Genomic DNA, 17,033 nt, shown 5'->3' on the forward strand with positions numbered 1-17,033 from the left:
GTGGTGCTGCCAGGGCGGCCGGAGGCCGGCGAGAGCAGACGCCCGTCCGGTTCTGCCGGTGGCCGGGAGGCGGCTGGGGGCGGTGTGCCTCCGGTCGTGCCGGGGCGGGTGGGCGGCCGGCGGTGCGGTGGATCCCTTCGGCCGCGTTACGCTAGATGGTCACCCTCCCCCAGCCTCCGGCCGGGGGTGCCCCCAGTCAGCTCACGAAGGTTCGCGAAATGCCTGCCGAAACCGCCGTGTCGGTCTTCCCACAGCTCGAAGCTCTGCTCCCGCATGTGCAGAAGCCGATCCAGTACGTCGGCGGAGAGCTCAATTCCACGGTCAAGCCCTGGGACGCCTGCGACGTCCGCTGGGCGCTGATGTACCCCGACGCCTACGAGGTCGGCCTGCCCAACCAGGGCGTCATGATCCTCTACGAGGTACTGAACGAGCGCGAGGGCGTCCTCGCCGAGCGCACGTACAGCGTCTGGCCGGACCTGGAGGAGCTGATGCGTGAGCACCGGGTCCCCCAGTTCACGGTCGACAGCCACCGCCCGGTGAAGGCCTTCGACGTGTTCGGCCTGTCCTTCTCCACGGAGCTGGGCTACACGAACATGCTGACGGCCCTCGACCTGGCCGGCATCCCGCTGGAGTCCAAGGACCGCACGCTCGACGACCCGATCGTGCTGGCCGGCGGCCACGCGGCCTTCAACCCCGAGCCGATCGCCGACTTCATCGACGCGGCGATCATCGGCGACGGCGAGCAGGCCGTGCTCGACATGACGGAGATCATCCGCGCGTGGAAGGCGGAGGGCCGCCCCGGAGGCCGTGAAGAGGTCCTCTTCCGCCTGGCGAAGACGGGCAACGTCTACATCCCGGCCTTCTACGACGTCGAGTACCTCCCCGACGGCCGGATCGCCCGCGTGGTCCCGAACAAGTCGGGCGTCCCGTGGCGCGTGTCCAAGCACACCGTCATGGACCTCGACGAATGGCCGTACCCGAAGCAGCCCCTCGTCCCGCTCGCGGAGACCGTCCACGAGCGCATGTCGGTGGAGATCTTCCGCGGCTGCACGCGCGGCTGCCGCTTCTGCCAGGCGGGCATGATCACCCGTCCCGTGCGCGAACGCTCCATCACGGGCATCGGCGAGATGGTCGAGAAGGGCCTGAAGGCGACGGGCTTCGAGGAGGTCGGCCTCCTCTCCCTGTCCTCCGCCGACCACTCGGAGATCGGCGACATCGCCAAGGGCCTGGCGGACCGGTACGAGGAAGACAAGATCGGCCTCTCCCTCCCCTCCACCCGGGTGGACGCCTTCAACGTCGACCTGGCGAACGAGCTGACCCGCAACGGCCGACGCTCCGGGCTGACCTTCGCCCCCGAGGGCGGCTCCGAGCGCATGCGCAAGGTCATCAACAAGATGGTCTCGGAAGAGGACCTCATCCGGACCGTCTCCACCGCCTACGGCAACGGCTGGCGCCAGGTGAAGCTGTACTTCATGTGCGGCCTGCCGACGGAGACGGACGAGGACGTCATGCAGATCGCCGACATGGCGATGAACGTGATCGCCGAGGGCCGCAAGGTCTCCGGCCAGAACGACATCCGCTGCACGGTGTCGATCGGCGGCTTCGTCCCCAAGCCCCACACCCCGTTCCAGTGGGCGCCGCAGCTCTCCGCCGAGGACACGGACGCCCGCCTCACGAAGCTCCGCGACAAGATCCGCGGCGACAAGAAGTACGGACGCTCGATCGGCTTCCGCTACCACGACGGCAAGCCGGGCATCGTCGAGGGCCTGCTCTCCCGCGGCGACCGGCGCATCGGCTCCGTCATCCGCGCCGTCTACGAGGACGGCGGCCGCTTCGACGGCTGGCGCGAGCACTTCTCGTACGACCGCTGGATGAGCTGCGCCGACAAGACCCTCCCCGCCTTCGGCGTGGACGTCGACTGGTACACCACCCGCGAGCGCACCTACGAGGAGGTCCTGCCCTGGGACCACCTGGACTCGGGCCTCGACAAGGACTGGCTCTGGGAGGACTGGCAGGACTCCCTCGACGAGACCGAGGTCGAGGACTGCCGCTGGACACCGTGCTTCGACTGCGGGGTCTGCCCGCAGATGGACACCCAGATCCAGATCGGCCCGACGGGCAAGAAGCTGCTGCCCCTGACGGTCAAGAACGCGGCACCGGCGGCGAGCGGGCACGCCCACTGAGGTGAGCCGCTGCCGCGGCACTAGGCACTCGATCGGGTGAAGGCTGGTGCCAGGCTGTGTGGGCTTTGAGCCCCTTCCCTTCGGGAGGGGCTCTCGGCGTGGTGGCTCGTGGCCGGCGCGGTCGGCCACGAGACGACGGCGCACGTGCGGAACGCGGCAGGTCAGGCCGGGGCGTCGGCGTCCTGCACGGAGGCTGCGAACGCCTCGGGGCCCTGCTCCGCCGCCGCCGGGTCCATCCACATGACCTGCCAGCCGTGGCCGTCGAGGTCGAAGAAGCTGCGTGAGTACATGAAGCCGTAGTCCTCGGCGCCGTCCGCCTCGGAGCCGCCCGCCGCGAGCGCGGCGGCGCTGACCGTATCGACCTCATCGCGCGATGACACGCTGAAGCAGTACAGCGCCAGCGTGTGCGTGGTGGGATCGGCCATCGGCAGCTTCGCGAACTCCGCGAACTTCTCGCGGCTGAGCAGCATGACGAAGGCGTGCTCGCCGACCGGCATGCAGGCGGCGGTCTCGTCGGTGAACTTCGGGTTGAAGCCGAACCCGAGCTCAGCGAAGAACGCCTTGCTGCGTTCGAGGTCCGCTACGGGGATGTTCACGAACAGCGTGCGGCCGGGGTGCGCGGGATTGGTCATGGTGGGTCTCCAGTCGGTGGCTCGATGGCGTACGTCCTGGTAGACCGGCCCAGCCGGCGGAACTCATCGGTGGATCTCGGCCAGGTCGCGGTCGCAGCCTTGATCAAGTCCACAGCCTCACAGCATCGCCATCGGCCTCCGCCGATCGTGACCAGGCCGGCCCGGCGAAGAGGATTCGGGGCCGGCTGTGGTTCATGGCTGACTGGGCGGCACGCGGGGTGGGTCAGCCGCGGCGCAGCAGCATGACGACGGCGATGATCACGATGATGAGGACGACGGTACCCAGGCCTATGTACACGGGTTTCTCTTTCCCTCGGGTGAGCGGCACCCGTTGGTGCCGCAAGAGCCGAGTGCCCCGGTCGGGGCTTTTCAGCCCACCCGGGTGATTCTTTTGCCCCGCCGAGACCTGTACCCGTACCCACGCCATGGCTGAAAGGCGAGCCGCGAGGGTCCTCGCCTTCCGGTCGCCGCCGCGCGGCCGCCGGCGTCGCTTCGCCGCTCATCGGCCGGGATCGGTTCAGCCGCCGCCGGAGCCCGAGCCATGGAGTGCGGCGAGATCCTTGGACGTCGCCCACCGGCTGTAGGTGGGCGACTGCGGCCAGTTCTCGGGCGAGTCCTGCCATTCCTCCTGGCGTCCGTACGGCAGGGCGTCGATCAGCGCGAAGGTGTGACCGAGCTGCTCGGTGCCTCGACCGTTGGTGTGCCAGGTGCGATAGACGGTGTCGCCGTCGCGCAGGAACACGTTGACCGCGAATCCTCCTTCGGGCGGTGCGCCGACGTCGGCCCCGAATGAGCTGTCGGCAGTCGAGTACCACGCCATCCGATTGCCGACCCGCTGCTTGTAGGCGAGTGCTTCCTTGATCGGGCCCTGGGTGACGATGACGAATCGCGCGTCGTAGTTGTCGAGGAACTCCAGGCGGGTGTACTGCGAGGTGAACCCCGTGCAGCCCGGGCACTGCCATTCCTTGCCGGCGAACCACATGTGGTTGTAGACGATGAGTTGCCTCTTGCCTTCGAATACGTCCGTCAGCCGAACGGGGCCGTGCTCACCCTCCAGGGTGTAGTCGGGCATCTCGACCATCGGCAGGCGACGACGCTCGGCGGCGATGGCGTCGAGTTCCCGCGTAGCGGCCTTCTCCCGGGCACGCAGTGCTTCGAGTTGGCGCTCCCAGGTTGCGGCGTCGACGACGGGTGGCAGTGCTTGGGTGGTCATGGTCCCCTCACAGAGCTCGTACGCAGCTTTCGCTTGTGCGGAGGTAGACCCCGCTGGGGTCCGGAACTCATCGGTCGCCGGCCTCGCCGGCCTCGCCGGCCTCGCCGGCCTCGCGGGGGTAAGGGGGCCTCCGTGAGTGGCCGTGTTCTCCATCGGTGCAGCCAGACCGGTGAGTTCGTGGTGCGCCGTCCGTACGGCGGGCGGGCCGCTCGGGGAGAGTGGCTGTCCACACGCAGGCAGGGCTGCGGGGCCGTACGGCATCGGGTGGGTCCGAGAGGGGATCGTGGACAGGAAGCCGCGCAGTGGACGCCGGGTGGTCGTGCTCACGATGGTGCGGTGCTTGCTTGTCGCGGCCGCCCTGGTCGCCGCCTACTACCTGCTGCCGCTGGACTCGGCCTTCACGGTGGCGTCCGTCATCGCTCTCGTCGGAGGGCTGGTGGCGGTGGCGCTGCTTCTGGTGTGGCAGGTGCGCGAGATCGTGAGTTCCGAGCGTCCCGGGCTGCGTGCCGTGGCGGCTCTGGCGACGGTGCTTCCCTTGTTCCTGCTGCTCTTCGCCACGACCGACTACCTGCTGGATCGCAGCGTGCCGGACAGTTTCAGTGAGGCGATGTCGAGGACCGACGCCCTCTACTTCACGATGACCGTGTTCAGCACGGTCGGATTCGGCGACATCAGCCCGCGCAGCCAGACGGCCCGGCTCCTGGTCACGGGACAGATCACGGCCAACCTTCTGCTGCTCGGTGTGGCCGCCCGCATCCTGGTGAACGCGGTCGAAGAGGGCCGGCGGGCGCAGCGCGAGGCGGAATAGCCGACCTGCCCCGCGCGCCGGCCGCCCGAGGGCCGGTCAGTCGGCCGGGACGTCCTCCGCGGGCAGCCGTCCCGCCCGTACCGCGTCGACGAGTGCCTGATGGTCGCGCTCGTTCTGGTCGGCATACGCCTCCGCGAAGGTCACGAGGGCCCGGTCGAAGGAGTCCTTCTTGCCCAGGTAGGAGGCGATCGCGATCCGGTCGCCGGAGCGTGCGTGCGCGCGGGCGAGGGTGATGCCGCAGACGCCGCCGAAGGTCTCCAGCTGACTGGGCGACATCGTCTCCGGCGTCGCGATGCCCTTCCAGTCGCGCAGTTGCCGTACGTAGAAGTCGCGACGCTTGCCGTCGATGCCGTCCACGCGTTCCCAGCCGAGGAAGATGTCGCTCGCCGCCTGCATCAACCGCTGTCCCGCGACCACGCGTTCGCCCTGGTTGCGGTACCGGCTGGCGCCGAGGTGGTCGGCGAGGACGGAGGTGTCGGCCTCCTTGGCCTGCAGGAACAGCGGGTCGCGGCCGTCCCGTCCGAGGAGCAGGATGATCCAGCACCGGGTGCCGACGCTGCCGACTCCGACCACCTTGCGGGCGACGTCCGCGAGTTGGTAGTCGTCCAGGAGGGCGCGCCGGTCGGACGGCAGCGTGATTCCGTACCGCTCGATGAGTCCTCTGAAATTGCGCTCCAGCGTGGCGCGTTCGGCGTCCGGCAGCAGGTCGGCGATGGGGACCAGCAGCGGGGGGTCCGGCGCGATCACCGGTCGGCCGTCGACCTGGCGCGTGAGTTTGTCGAAGACCTGCACGGTGTCCCGCGATCGGGCCTTCGTCAGGGCGTGGTCCAGCTTCTTCTGTCCGCTCTTGCGGAGCTGGTCCGTCGTGAGGGTCCTGAGACGGTCGGCGTCGATCTTCGCGTACCAGACATCGAGGTTGCTCATGCCGGCGAAACGGATCATCGCTTCGCGGTACGAGCGCACGGTGCCGCTCACGATGCGGGCGCGCTCGGCGTCGTCGAAGCCGTTCGCCCGGGCGGCGATGACGAAGCTCGCCGACAGTCGCTTGACGTCCCACTCCCAGGGGCCCGGCAGTGTCTCGTCGAAGTCGTTGATGTCGAACATCAACTTCCGCTCCGGCGAGGCCAGCAGCCGGAAGTTGAGCAGATGGGCGTCTCCGCACAGCTGGGCGGTGATGCCCGAGTCGGGACTGCCGGCCAGGTCGGACGCCATGATCGCCGCGGCGCCCCGGTAGAAGCGGAACGGGGACTCCGTCATCCGGCTGTACCGGATCGGTATCAGCTCCTGCACCCGGGCCCCGGACTGCTCCTCCAGGATCGCCAGCGGGTCCCGTCGCTTCGGACCGGGCCGGTACACCGCGTGTCCCGAGCGCGGAGAGCGGCGCCGCGCCTCCTTGCCGAGTGCCGCGCGCTCCTCGGGTGTCGCGTGAGGTGACCTGCGCATCGCCGTGGTCGCGTACTGGGACATCGACGGTCTCCTGCCTGGCCCTGCGGCCCTCGGATCGCCCGGGGGCCACGGCACTCGGAGCGCTGCCGTGGCCCCCTTCCTCGGGGGCCGCGCCGGTCGTCTGGTCTGGTGGCGGCGGGTCTCAGCCCTGGGCCTCGATCTCGGCGTCGGCGACAGCGATCGCGATGCCGAGTGCCGTGGCGATGTTGCCCGCGGCCGTCATGACGCGGGCGGTGCCCACGATGGGTGCGATGGCGACCAGGACGTCCTGCAACTGGGCGGCGGTGACGCCTGTCCTGATGGCGGGGTCGATATGGGCGGCATAGGAGATCGGCGGGGCGTCCGAGGCGGCGAGGGCTGCGATGCGGGTGAGCAGGAGCATGTCCGGGGCCAGTCCGCACCGTTCGATCGAGTCGACCGTCATCGCGGCGAGCGTGTCCAGGACAGGGGTTTCTGAAGCGGTGGCCATGTTCGGGTGCCTTCCCGTGTGCGGTCGACGCCGAGGGCGCGAGGGTGGCGGAGCATCGGAGGTCCGCGAGCGCCGGCGTCCCCTCAAACCCTAGATCCGTCCCGGGCACGCCGCATGGCAGCGCGGGCCGCACCGGCCTTGAGCAGCGAGGGAGGCTTCCGTTGACGCCGAGGGGCGCTCGGGAACACGGTCGCGGTCCAGCCGGGCGGGCCGACAGCGCCTAGCCCGTACGGCCCGCCTGGGGGTGCCGTTCGGCCGCGGAGCGACGGAAATGGAGGAAGGTAGCCGCCCAGGAGCCCCGGAGCAGCCATGACCAGCCCTCACGAGCCGTCCGAGTTCGGTGCAGCCCCGGAGAAGAACGCGGGTGACGCGGCGCCGAGCGGGCACCAGGGCGGTTCGACGGCTGCGCGGATCGCCAGGAACACCGCCTCGGCGGTGCTCATCGTCCTCACCTGCATCCTCGTACCGATCGCGCTGCTCACCGTGTGGGTGCACGACATCGCGCTGGACACGGACCGGTACGTGGCGACGGTCGCGCCGCTGGCCTCGGACCCCGCGATCGAGGACGCGGCGGTCAGACGCATCACCCATGCCGCCGACGTACGGGTCGACGGCGACCAGGCCGCCGCGGACATCGCCGCCTGGCTCCGGTCCCAGGGCCTTCCGCCGCGGGCCGCGGACGCGCTGAAGGGGCTCGGCCCGCAGCTCGACTCCGCGGTGGACAGCACGGTGGAGAAGGTGGCCACGCGCTTCGTGCGGAGCGACCGCTTCGAGAAGATCTGGAAGACCGCCAACCGGGAGGCCCACGCCGGTGTCGTCCACGCGCTGACCGGGCAGGGCCGCGGAGCCATCGGGGTGAGCGGCGGGACGGTCACCCTGAACGTCGGCCAAGCCGTCGACGAGGTCAAGCAGGCGCTCGTCGACGCCGGGCTGTCCCCGGCCTCCAAGATCCCCGATGTCGACAAGCAGATGGTGCTGTTCCAGTCGGACCAGCTGGAGAAGATCCGCAAGGGCGCCCACCTGCTGGACGTGATCGGGAACTGGTTCCCCGTGATCGTCGTGCTGATCGGCGCCGCCGGGGTGCTGCTCGCCCACCGGCGCCGCCGGGCCCTGATCCGTACGACTCTCGGCGCGGCCTTCGCCTGCCTGATCATCGCCATCGTCCTGGTCGTCGCCCGCCGCTACTACCTGGACCATCTGCCGCCGCAGGTCCAGTCGGAGGCCGCCGCGGCTGCCGTCTTCGACACGCTGCTGCACTTCCTGAAGGTCAGCCTCCGCACGGCGATCGTGCTCGGCGTCGTCATCGCGCTCGGCGCCTATCTGATCGGGCCCGGGCGACTGCCGGTCGCGGTCCGGGGCACGTCCGAGCACGCGGCGGACTCCGCTGCTCGATGGGCGTACGACCATCAGGTCCGCACCGGCCGGACGGGAACCTGGATCCAGGCCCACCGCCGATGGATCGCCCTGGCCGCACTGCTGATCGTGGCCCTGGTCTTCGCGCTCTGGAACCACCCGACGGTCCTGACGATCCTGCTGCTCGTCCTCATCCTGCTCGCCCTGCTCGCCCTGCTCGCGCTCCTGGCGGCCTCCGGACGCGCCACCGCCGAGGCCGAGAAGGCCGCGCCACCGCGGCCGGGGAACGGCACATGAAGAGCCTGCCGCAGGGTGGTCCACGGGCGCGGCCTTCACGCGAGGTGACGCCACGACACCGCGCGGGCCGCAGTCCGATGCCGATGTCGATGTCGATGCCGAGCTGGGTTCGCGGCGAAGGCACGCACGCGTAAGTCGGATGCCGGAGTCGCCGGCCGGCGCTACTGTGGGCATCGTTCAGGTGCGCAGGTTGCGGCTACTTCTCCTGTCAAGAGAGCGACGCGGGTTCGAATCCCGCCGCCGGCTTCGGCCGGTGTCGTCCAGCGGCCGAGGATGCTTACGTCGCCGCCGCCGACTCCGATCTCTGAACGCCCAGGCATGAGCCGTCCACCACGAGCCGCACCGGTGGGCGGCTTTCGTCGTACGGAGAGGGCGTCGCCGTCGCGCCGGACGACCGGACCGCCAGGATCTGTCCGGGCCCGGACCCCGTCGCGGTTCCCTCCTGATGAACCGACAGGAGCCCTGTCGGCACGGTGTGGTGTACTCATCCGGCGATCATGACGAGACTGCGTGCGGGGGACTTGATGAGCACCGAGGACGACATGCTTGACGCGTGGGTGGACGTCGAGGAGCGGCTGCCCTGGCTGCCTCTCGATCCCTATCTCGTGGGTGAGGACCGGCGCGGCCTGCTGGTGGAGGAACTGAAGCAGTCCGGCTTCTCCGTACTGGAGATCGACCTGGGGACGGTGCGCGAGGAGCGGCAGCTCAAGGCCGCGCTGGGCCGGGCGCTGGTCAAGCCGGAGGAGTACGCGGACAACTGGGACGCGCTGCGCGACCTCCTGCAGCAGCGCGGTGAGAGGAGTCCGTGGCTCATCGCCGTCGTGTTCACCGAGGCCCACGCGTTCCTCCGCGCGGACGTCCACGGTTTCGTGCGGTCCGTGTCGGTGCTGAACAGCCTGGCCGAAGAGTTGTCGAGCCTCGACGATCCGTACGGCCAGCTGGAACTGTTCTACGTGGGGGACTGGACCACGGCCTGATCGGTGCAGGACAGCGCGAAGGGGTGCCCGAGGGTCGGTTGCCGACCTGGCGGGCACCCCTTCCGCGTTGCGCTTGTCCGGCCGGTTCAGGTGCGGGGCGTACGGGGGACCGGAGGCGGCGAGGCGGCGGTCACGCGCCGTCGTTGAGGGCGTCGAAGTTGGCGGTGTCGAGTGCCGGCTGCCGGGCGACCAGGAGCCAGGGCTTGGGATGGCCCGTGCGGTCGGCGCAGGTCAGGGTCGCGGGGTGGGTGGTGGTCAACGCGACGCAGCTGGTCTCCCAGACCTGACCCGTGGTGGTCACGATGTCGAACTTGATGCGGTTCAAGGTGGTCTTCCGGGCGTGCGCGTTGACCGCGACGCCGCAGGGCAGACCTGCCGCGCCGCCGGACGGATAGTCCGGGTGGGTGCTGAGGTTGGTCCACAGGAAGTGCTGCGTCTCGCCGGTCCGCTGGTCACGGATGCCCGCGAAGGTTTTTCCGCCGCTCAGGACGACACGGACCTCGAAGTCCGGCGATTCCTGCGCGGCGTCGATGCCCGAGCACGGGCCCGTAGCGCCTGTCGCGCCGGTCTGACCCTGGGGGCCGGTGGCTCCCAGGAGGCCAGGTGCCCCCGTGGCACCCCGCGCGCCCTGGGGCCCGGTCGCACCGGTGTGCCCCGTGGGACCCACCGCTCCCGTCGCCCCGGTGCGCCCGGTGTGCCCGGCGGGCCCGGTGCGCCCGGCGGGCCCGGCAGGCCCGGTGCGCCCGGTGTGTCCCGTCGGGCCCACTGCTCCCGTCGCCCCGGTGGCGCCCCTCGGGCCTCGCGGGCCGGTCGGGCCCTCGCACCAATGCCTTCCGTCGGGCCGCTCGTCCGGGAGGGCCCGGTGCTTGTGGTGCGGGCCGGGCCTGCACTTGTCGCCGCCGTACGGGGCCGGCGTCGCGCGATCGGCCACGCTGCCTGCCGTCGCCGTCGAGGGGCCGACCACTCCCGACGCCATCACCAGCGCCAGTGAGGCCACCACACTGGCTCTCTTGAACCGGTCGCGGGCCGGCGGGCCCAGCGGAGGCGTGGTCCTGGACTCAGGATTCATGCGCGGGTGCTCCTTGAATCGATCGGTGGGGAATTCCTCGAAGCCGATCGCGAGCTTCACCCGGCGATGCCGGGCAGATCGTCCAACCTCCTCGAAACGCGCCCTATTTATCATCAAATCAGCCCAATTAGGGCGACCTGGTGAGGTAATGCACCGCTGGTGAGGCCAGCGATTCATTTCATGGACGTACCAAGCCGACATCACGGCATGGACGTATCAATGGGTGCCGATGTGGCGCATCCATCGAGGTGGCCGGTGCGTCTACGCAGATATGGATCTGGAGAAGCCGCCTGCCGTGCGACCCGGCGACCCGGCGAGCCGGCCGAGGGGTGTCTTGCCGTCGCGATCCGCATCCCGGTGCGGATCGTCGTGCTCGTTCTTGTCGTGCCGGTGCGGATGGTGTGGGACGCGCTCGTCGTCGGCGGGAAGTTCCTCCGGGACACCCTGCTGCGGCCGCTGGGGCGGGCGCTCGGGTGGCTGGCACGGGCGCTGTTCGTCCGGCCCTGGGTGGCGCTGTGGAGGTACGTCGCCCTGCCGGTGGGCCGGGCGCTGGCCTGGCTGGGGCGGGTGCTGCTCGTCGTGCCCGCGGTGTGGTTCTACCGCGCGGTCCTGACCCCGCTCGGCCACGCGATCGTCTGGGCGGCCCGGGGGATCGGCACCGGGTTCGCCCTGCTGTTCTCGGCTGTCGCGGCCGTGGTCGTCTGGATCGGCGGCGGTCTCCTGACCGTTCTCGACTGGGTCTACGTGCGGTTGCTCACGCCCGTCGGGCGATCCGTCACCTGGCTGCTCACGGGCATCGGGCTGGTCCTCGCGGCCATCGGGGCCGGGGTGTACGCCGTCGTGGCCTGGCTGGCGCGGTACCTGCTCGTCGTCCCGGCGCTGTGGCTGTACACCTGGGTCCTCACGCCCATCGGCAGGGTGATCGCCCTGCTGGCCGAGGGGTTCGTGTGGATCGTACGGATGATCTTCATCGGCGTCGGTGCCGCGCTCTACTGGACGGCGCGCGTCCTGCTCGTGCTGCCCGCGCTCGCGGTGTGGCGCTGGGTGCTCGTGCCGGTCGGGCGGGCCCTCGCCGTCGTCGCCGGAGAGGTCGGGGAGGCGCTCGGGCACGCCTGGCGGATCGCCGGGCACATCTCGCTCGCCGTCGGACGGTTCTTCGCACGCCTGTTCCGGTGGACGTTCGTGGAACCCGTGCGCTGGGCCTACCGGACCGTGCTGACGCCGGTCGGGCACGCCGTACGCGACCTGGTGCTGGAGCCCGCGGCCGAGGCGGCGCGCAGCGTCGGGCGGGCGACCCGGCAGGCCCTGGCCGCCGCCCGGGACGTTGCCCGGCAGGCCCGGGTCGATTTCCGGCGGATGGTCTTCGGGACTCCCCGGGAACCGCGGCCGGTCGCCCGGCGGGAACCACCGGCCGCCGACACACGTACTCTAGGTAGCAGTACGACCGCACTCACGAAGGACTGAACGACACTGGGCAAGCGACAGCCCGAAGGCCCGCCGCCCGCACCCGCGGTGCAGCGCATCCGACTGCGCTACACCAAGCGCGGCCGCCTCCGGTTCACCAGCCACCGTGACTTCCAGCGCGCTTTCGAGCGTGCCCTGCGCCGTGCCGCCGTACCGATGGCGTACTCGGCGGGGTTCACGCCGCATCCGAAGGTGTCGTACGCCAATGCCGCACCCACCGGCACCGGCAGCGAGGCGGAGTACCTGGAGATCGCGCTCACCGCGAAGCGCGACCCAGAGAAGCTGCGCGAACTCCTCGACGAGTCGATGCCCCTCGGGCTCGACATCATCGAGGCGGTCGAGGCCAGCGTCTCGGGTCTCGCCGACCGGCTCACCGCTTCCGTGTGGGAGCTGCGCCTCGACGGCGTGGACCCGGCGGAGGCGGAGCGCGCGGTGGAGGCCTTCAACACGGCCGAGACCGTCGAGGTCAGCCGCAAGACCAAGAACGGCATGCGGACGTTCGATGCCCGCGGTGCCGTGGCGAGCCTCGAGACGATCCCCGAGACGCACAGTCCACAGGCTGATAGGCCGACCGACCAGCCCTGTGCGATACTGCGGCTGGTTGTTCGGCACGTGACGCCTGCCGTTCGACCCGACGACGTCCTGTCCGGTCTTCGCGCCGTGGCCGACCTGGCGCCGCCGGTCGCCGCTGCGGTGACCAGGCTGGCGCAGGGGCTGTTCGATGAAGAGACCGGCACGGTGACCGACCCGCTCGCGCCCGACCGCGAGGCAGTCACAGCCGCCCCAGCCGATCGCACAGGGGCCGCCGAAACTGCCGCCGCGAAGGCGTCGGCGTAAGGAAGGTTCCGCGTAAGGACGGATGTCGTAACGCCGCCCTCGTATCCGGGAGCCACCTGGGTCGGGCAGCGCACCGACCAGAAGACTTTCGCCAGGCCGTACGCACACATGGCGTACGGAACCGGTGAGACAGGACACAGAGAGCTCCCGTGCGGCGCCCGCGCCCCGGACGGCGGCACCGCGCATCGCGCGAGCCGCGGACGTCACCGGTACTGCCGGACCAGGCGCGGCGCCCCGGGAGCCTGACGGGAGATCCACCCGCATGCTCGAGCCGACCGAACCCACCGAGGGTTCCGAAACCAACAACACTCCCAGCGACACCCTGCCGCCGCGGCGCCGCCGCCGTGCGGCGTCGCGCCCCGCCGGTCCGCCGACCGCCGCCTCCGAGGCCGCGGCCGAGACCACCGCGCCGGCCATACCGGCCGTGGCATCCGCCGACCTCCGGGCGGAGGAAGCCTCCGCGCAGGCCCCGACCTCCGTGAATGCCGAGGCCGAAGAGCCGGACGAGGCCGAAGAGGCTGTCGAGGCCGAAGAGGCTGTCGAGACGGCCGCGGCCGAGGTCACCACCGACGACGCCGCACCGCGCCGTACGCGTCGCCGTGCCACCCGCCGTGTCTCCGCCCCCGCCGGTAAGCCCGCGGCTGCCGAGACCGCCGAGATCGCCGAGACGGTCGTGCCCGCAGCCACGGTCGCCGAGCCCGAGGGCAGGCCCGCCGAGGAGGCCCCGGCCGCCGTCGAGGAGACCGCGCCCGCCGGCCGTACCCGCCGTCGCGCCACCCGCCGTGTCACCGCGCCCACCGGTACGCCCGGTACCGCCGAGGCGGCCGAGGTCGTGACGACCCCCGCCGAGCCGGTGACCGCCCCCGCCACCGCGGAGGCCGAAGCCGAGGCCGAGGCGCCCGTCGCCGAGCCCGCCGCCGAAGAGGCCGCCCCCCGCCGCGCCACCCGTCGTCGTGCCACCCGGCGCGCCTCCGCGCCCGCCGGCGCGCCCGAGGGCGACGCCGCCGACGAGCGTGTGGAGGCGCCCGTGACCAGCGAGAACCAGCCCGAGGAGGCCGTGCGGCCGGAGGCCGCGCAGCCGGAGGCCGAGGAGGGCGCCCCGCGCCGTGGCCGCCGCCGTGCCACCCGCAAGGCCGCCGTCGGTTTCTCGGCGCCCGCGCCGAAGAGGTCCGAGGAGTCCTCGCGGCGCCCCGGACGTCCGGCCGTCGCCGTGTTCCAGGCGCCGGTGTTCACCGAGCCGATGTTCCAGACGCCCGAGCGGGCCGCCGCCGCTGCCGCGGCCGAGGCCGCCGAGGAAGCCGCCGAGGTGGTTGAGGCCCCCGAGCCGGTCGAGGTCGTCGAGGAGCCGACCGGTGGCCGTCGCCGCCGCCGTCGCCGGGGCGTCGAGGACGAGCCGGTGACCGTGGCCGCCGAGGAGCCGCAGGAGCCCGAGGAGTCCGCCGAGGACGCCGAAGAGGCCGAGGAGGCCGAGGAGGCCGAGGAGGCCGAGGAGGCCGAGGACGCCGTCGAGGGTGACGAGGGCGAGGAGGAGTCCGCGGGCTCCCGTCGCCGTCGCCGTCGTGGTGGCCGTCGTCGCCGGCGCGGCGAGTCCGCCGATTCGGACAGCGAGGCCGGCGAGGACGAGTACGCCGCCGAGCAGGCCGCGCAGGACGTCGAGGACACCGCCGAGCAGGTCGAGGAGGACGCCGAGGAGGCCGACGAGCGCGAGGAGTCGGGCGGCTCCAGCAGCTCTCGTCGCCGTCGTCGCCGTCGTCGTCGTGCCGGTGACTCCGGTGGTGACGCCGAGCCCAGCGAGAACGACCCCGAGCGCACCGTCGTCAAGGTCCGCGAACCGCGTGCCAAGAAGGAAGAGCACCCCTCGGACGAGGTGCAGTCCATCAAGGGCTCGACCCGTCTGGAGGCGAAGAAGCAGCGCCGTCGTGAGGGCCGCGAGCAGGGCCGTCGCCGTGTTCCGATCATCACGGAGGCCGAGTTCCTGGCCCGCCGCGAGGCCGTCGAGCGCGTGATGGTCGTCCGCCAGAGCGGCGAGCGCACCCAGATCGGCGTCCTCGAGGACAACGTGCTCGTCGAGCACTACGTCAACAAGGAGCAGGCGACCTCGTACGTCGGCAACGTCTACCTGGGCAAGGTCCAGAACGTGCTGCCGTCCATGGAGGCCGCGTTCATCGACATCGGCAAGGGCCGCAACGCGGTCCTCTACGCCGGTGAGGTCAACTTCGAGGCGCTCGGCATGGCCAACGGGCCGCGCCGCATCGAGTCCGCCCTCAAGTCCGGCCAGTCGGTCCTCGTGCAGGTCACCAAGGACCCGATCGGCCACAAGGGCGCGCGTCTGACCAGCCAGGTCTCCCTGCCGGGCCGCTACCTCGTGTACGTCCCCGAGGGCTCGATGACCGGCATCAGCCGCAAGCTGCCAGACACCGAGCGCGCGCGTCTGAAGACCATCCTCAAGAAGATCGTTCCCGAGGACGCGGGCGTCATCGTGCGCACCGCCGCCGAAGGCGCGAGCGAGGACGAGCTGCGCCGCGACGTCGAGCGTCTGCAGGCGCAGTGGGAGGACATCGAGAAGAAGGCGAAGAGCGGTAACGCCCCGACCCTTCTCTACGGCGAGCCGGACATGACCGTCCGTGTCGTCCGCGACATCTTCAACGAGGACTTCTCCAAGGTCATCGTCAGCGGCGACGAGGCGTGGGAGACCATCCACGGCTACGTCTCGCACGTGGCGCCCGACCTGACCGACCGGCTGTCGAAGTGGACCTCCGAGGTCGACGTCTTCGCCACGTACCGGATCGACGAGCAGCTGATGAAGGCGCTGGACCGCAAGGTCTGGCTGCCCAGCGGCGGTTCGCTGGTGATCGACAAGACCGAGGCCATGATCGTGGTCGACGTCAACACCGGAAAGTTCACCGGCCAGGGCGGCAACCTCGAGGAGACCGTCACCAGGAACAACCTGGAGGCGGCCGAGGAGATCGTGCGCCAGCTGCGGCTGCGCGACCTGGGCGGCATCGTCGTCATCGACTTCATCGACATGGTCCTGGAGTCCAACCGGGACCTGGTGCTGCGGCGCCTGCTCGAATGCCTGGGACGTGACCGTACGAAGCACCAGGTCGCCGAGGTCACCTCGCTGGGCCTCGTGCAGATGACCCGCAAGCGGGTGGGCCAGGGCCTGCTGGAGTCCTTCTCCGAGACCTGCGTCCACTGCAACGGCCGCGGCGTCATCGTGCACATGGAGCAGCCGACGTCCATCGGTGGCGGCGGCAAGCGCAAGAAGCGCGGCCGTGGCGGTGCCGAGCACGTCCACGACCACGAGCACGAGCTCACGCACGAGTCGGCCGATGAGCCGGAGACGGTCGAGACCGAGGCCGAGGTGGCCGCCGAGGTCGCAGCGCCCGTCGCGCTCGTCGACACCGAGTTCCAGCCGGACGAGGAGTTCTACGGCAGCGCCGCCGAGGCGGAGGCCGCGGCCACCCGTGGCCGTTCGCGGCGCCGGGCCACCCGGCGCGCGTCCGCTCCGGCGGGTGCGCCGAAGGCGGAGGAGCGCGCTCCGCGGAGCAGGCGCGAGGAGCGGGCCGAGCGGGCCGCGGCCAGGTCCCGTGAGGCCGCCGAGGCCGAGCCGGTCGCGGTCGAGGACCCGGTGGTCGAGGCTCCGGCCGTCGAGCAGCCGGTGGTCGAGGCTCCGGCCGAGGCGGCTCCGGCCGCCGTGGCCGAGGACGAGGCCGCTCCCCGGGGCCGTACGCGTCGTCGTGCGACCCGGAAGGTGTCGGCGCCCGCCGGTTCGCCCAAGGCGGCGGAGGAGGCCGTGGTGACGGTGACGGTCACGGAGCCCGCTCCGGCGCCCGTCGCCGAGGCCGCCGCGCAGACCGCCCCCGAGGCCGAACCGACGCCCGAGAGCGCCGCGCCGGCCCGTCCGCGCCGTCGTGCCGTGCGCAAGGCCACCGCGCCCACCGCGTCCGCGGAGGCGGCCGTCACGGTCGTCCCGTCGGCCGCCGCGGAGCCGGTCGCCGAGCCTGCCGAGCCGGAGGCCGCCGAGGCCGACGCCGAGGCCCCGGCCGCCAAGAAGGCGGCCGCGCGCAAGACGGCCAAGAAGGCGACCGCGAAGAAGGCCGCCGTGAAGAAGACGGTGGCGGCCAAGAAGACGGTCGCCAAGAAGACCACGGCCAAGAAGGTGACCGCGAAGAAGGCGGCCGCCAAGTCCACGGCGAAGAAGACCGTGGCGGCGGAGCAGACGCTCTCCTCCGTCACGGCGTCCACCGACGAGGACTGAGTCTCCACCCGACGTCCCGGGCCC

At 71.3% G+C, this 17,033-nt stretch carries 12 protein-coding genes; 7 read left to right on the forward strand and 5 right to left on the reverse strand.

Translation table 11 applies throughout. From position 1 onward, the window contains the following. Positions 1-218: 218 nt before the first annotated feature. Complete coding sequence (locus tag ACFWBT_RS21600) at positions 219-2,183, forward strand: TIGR03960 family B12-binding radical SAM protein (protein ID WP_385702691.1); 1,965 nt, start codon at positions 219-221, stop codon at positions 2,181-2,183. Between the two features lie 161 nt (positions 2,184-2,344). Here ACFWBT_RS21600 and ACFWBT_RS21605 read toward each other — a convergent pair whose 3' ends face one another. Further along, the gene (locus ACFWBT_RS21605; protein ID WP_385702693.1) at positions 2,345-2,815 is read right to left on the reverse strand and encodes a VOC family protein; all 471 of its coding nucleotides are present in this window, start codon (positions 2,813-2,815) and stop codon (positions 2,345-2,347) included. Positions 2,816-3,332: 517 nt separating this feature from the next. Further along, entirely contained in the window at positions 3,333-4,028 is a 696-nt protein-coding gene (locus ACFWBT_RS21610) for a DUF899 domain-containing protein (protein WP_385702695.1), read from the reverse strand. Positions 4,029-4,359: 331 nt separating this feature from the next. On the opposite strand from ACFWBT_RS21610, the gene ACFWBT_RS21615 reads away from it, so the two are divergent. Next, on the forward strand, positions 4,360-4,836 hold the full coding sequence (locus ACFWBT_RS21615) for a potassium channel family protein (RefSeq protein ID WP_385702715.1): 477 nt from the start codon (positions 4,360-4,362) through the stop codon (positions 4,834-4,836). A gap of 36 nt (positions 4,837-4,872) precedes the next feature. On the opposite strand, the gene ACFWBT_RS21620 is transcribed toward ACFWBT_RS21615, so the two are convergent. Both ACFWBT_RS21620 and ACFWBT_RS21625 read right to left on the reverse strand, forming a co-directional pair. Beyond that, positions 4,873-6,303, reverse strand: coding sequence for a DUF2252 domain-containing protein (locus tag ACFWBT_RS21620; RefSeq protein ID WP_385702698.1), 1,431 nt, complete (start codon positions 6,301-6,303; stop codon positions 4,873-4,875). 121 nt (positions 6,304-6,424) lie between these two features. Further along, the gene (locus tag ACFWBT_RS21625) at positions 6,425-6,751 is read right to left on the reverse strand and encodes a carboxymuconolactone decarboxylase family protein (RefSeq protein WP_266758689.1); all 327 of its coding nucleotides are present in this window, start codon (positions 6,749-6,751) and stop codon (positions 6,425-6,427) included. 309 nt (positions 6,752-7,060) lie between these two features. Between ACFWBT_RS21625 and ACFWBT_RS21630 the strand changes: the two genes are divergently transcribed. Then, on the forward strand, positions 7,061-8,401 hold the full coding sequence (locus tag ACFWBT_RS21630; protein ID WP_385702701.1) for a hypothetical protein: 1,341 nt from the start codon (positions 7,061-7,063) through the stop codon (positions 8,399-8,401). A 497-nt stretch (positions 8,402-8,898) separates the two neighbouring features. Beyond that, positions 8,899-9,378, forward strand: coding sequence for a barstar family protein (locus ACFWBT_RS21635; protein WP_385702704.1), 480 nt, complete (start codon positions 8,899-8,901; stop codon positions 9,376-9,378). Between the two features lie 130 nt (positions 9,379-9,508). Here the strand turns inward: ACFWBT_RS21635 and ACFWBT_RS21640 are convergent, their stop codons facing one another. Then, positions 9,509-10,447 carry a hypothetical protein gene (locus tag ACFWBT_RS21640; RefSeq protein ID WP_385702706.1) on the reverse strand — a complete coding sequence of 313 codons (939 nt, stop codon included), beginning with the start codon at positions 10,445-10,447 and terminating at the stop codon, positions 9,509-9,511. A 255-nt stretch (positions 10,448-10,702) separates the two neighbouring features. Between ACFWBT_RS21640 and ACFWBT_RS21645 the strand changes: the two genes are divergently transcribed. The 3 genes from ACFWBT_RS21645 (at position 10,703) to ACFWBT_RS21655 (ending at position 17,009) form a co-directional block, all read left to right on the forward strand. Beyond that, positions 10,703-11,911, forward strand: coding sequence for a hypothetical protein (locus tag ACFWBT_RS21645; protein WP_385702709.1), 1,209 nt, complete (start codon positions 10,703-10,705; stop codon positions 11,909-11,911). A 48-nt stretch (positions 11,912-11,959) separates the two neighbouring features. Next, the gene (locus ACFWBT_RS21650) at positions 11,960-12,748 is read left to right on the forward strand and encodes a TIGR03936 family radical SAM-associated protein (RefSeq protein WP_385702711.1); all 789 of its coding nucleotides are present in this window, start codon (positions 11,960-11,962) and stop codon (positions 12,746-12,748) included. Positions 12,749-13,010: 262 nt separating this feature from the next. After that, positions 13,011-17,009 carry a ribonuclease E/G gene (locus ACFWBT_RS21655; protein ID WP_385702713.1) on the forward strand — a complete coding sequence of 1,333 codons (3,999 nt, stop codon included), beginning with the start codon at positions 13,011-13,013 and terminating at the stop codon, positions 17,007-17,009. The last annotated feature ends 24 nt before the right edge of the window (positions 17,010-17,033 follow it).

Source organism: Streptomyces sp. NPDC060027, from assembly GCF_042737005.1.
Taxonomy (GTDB): Bacteria; Actinomycetota; Actinomycetes; order Streptomycetales; family Streptomycetaceae; genus Streptomyces.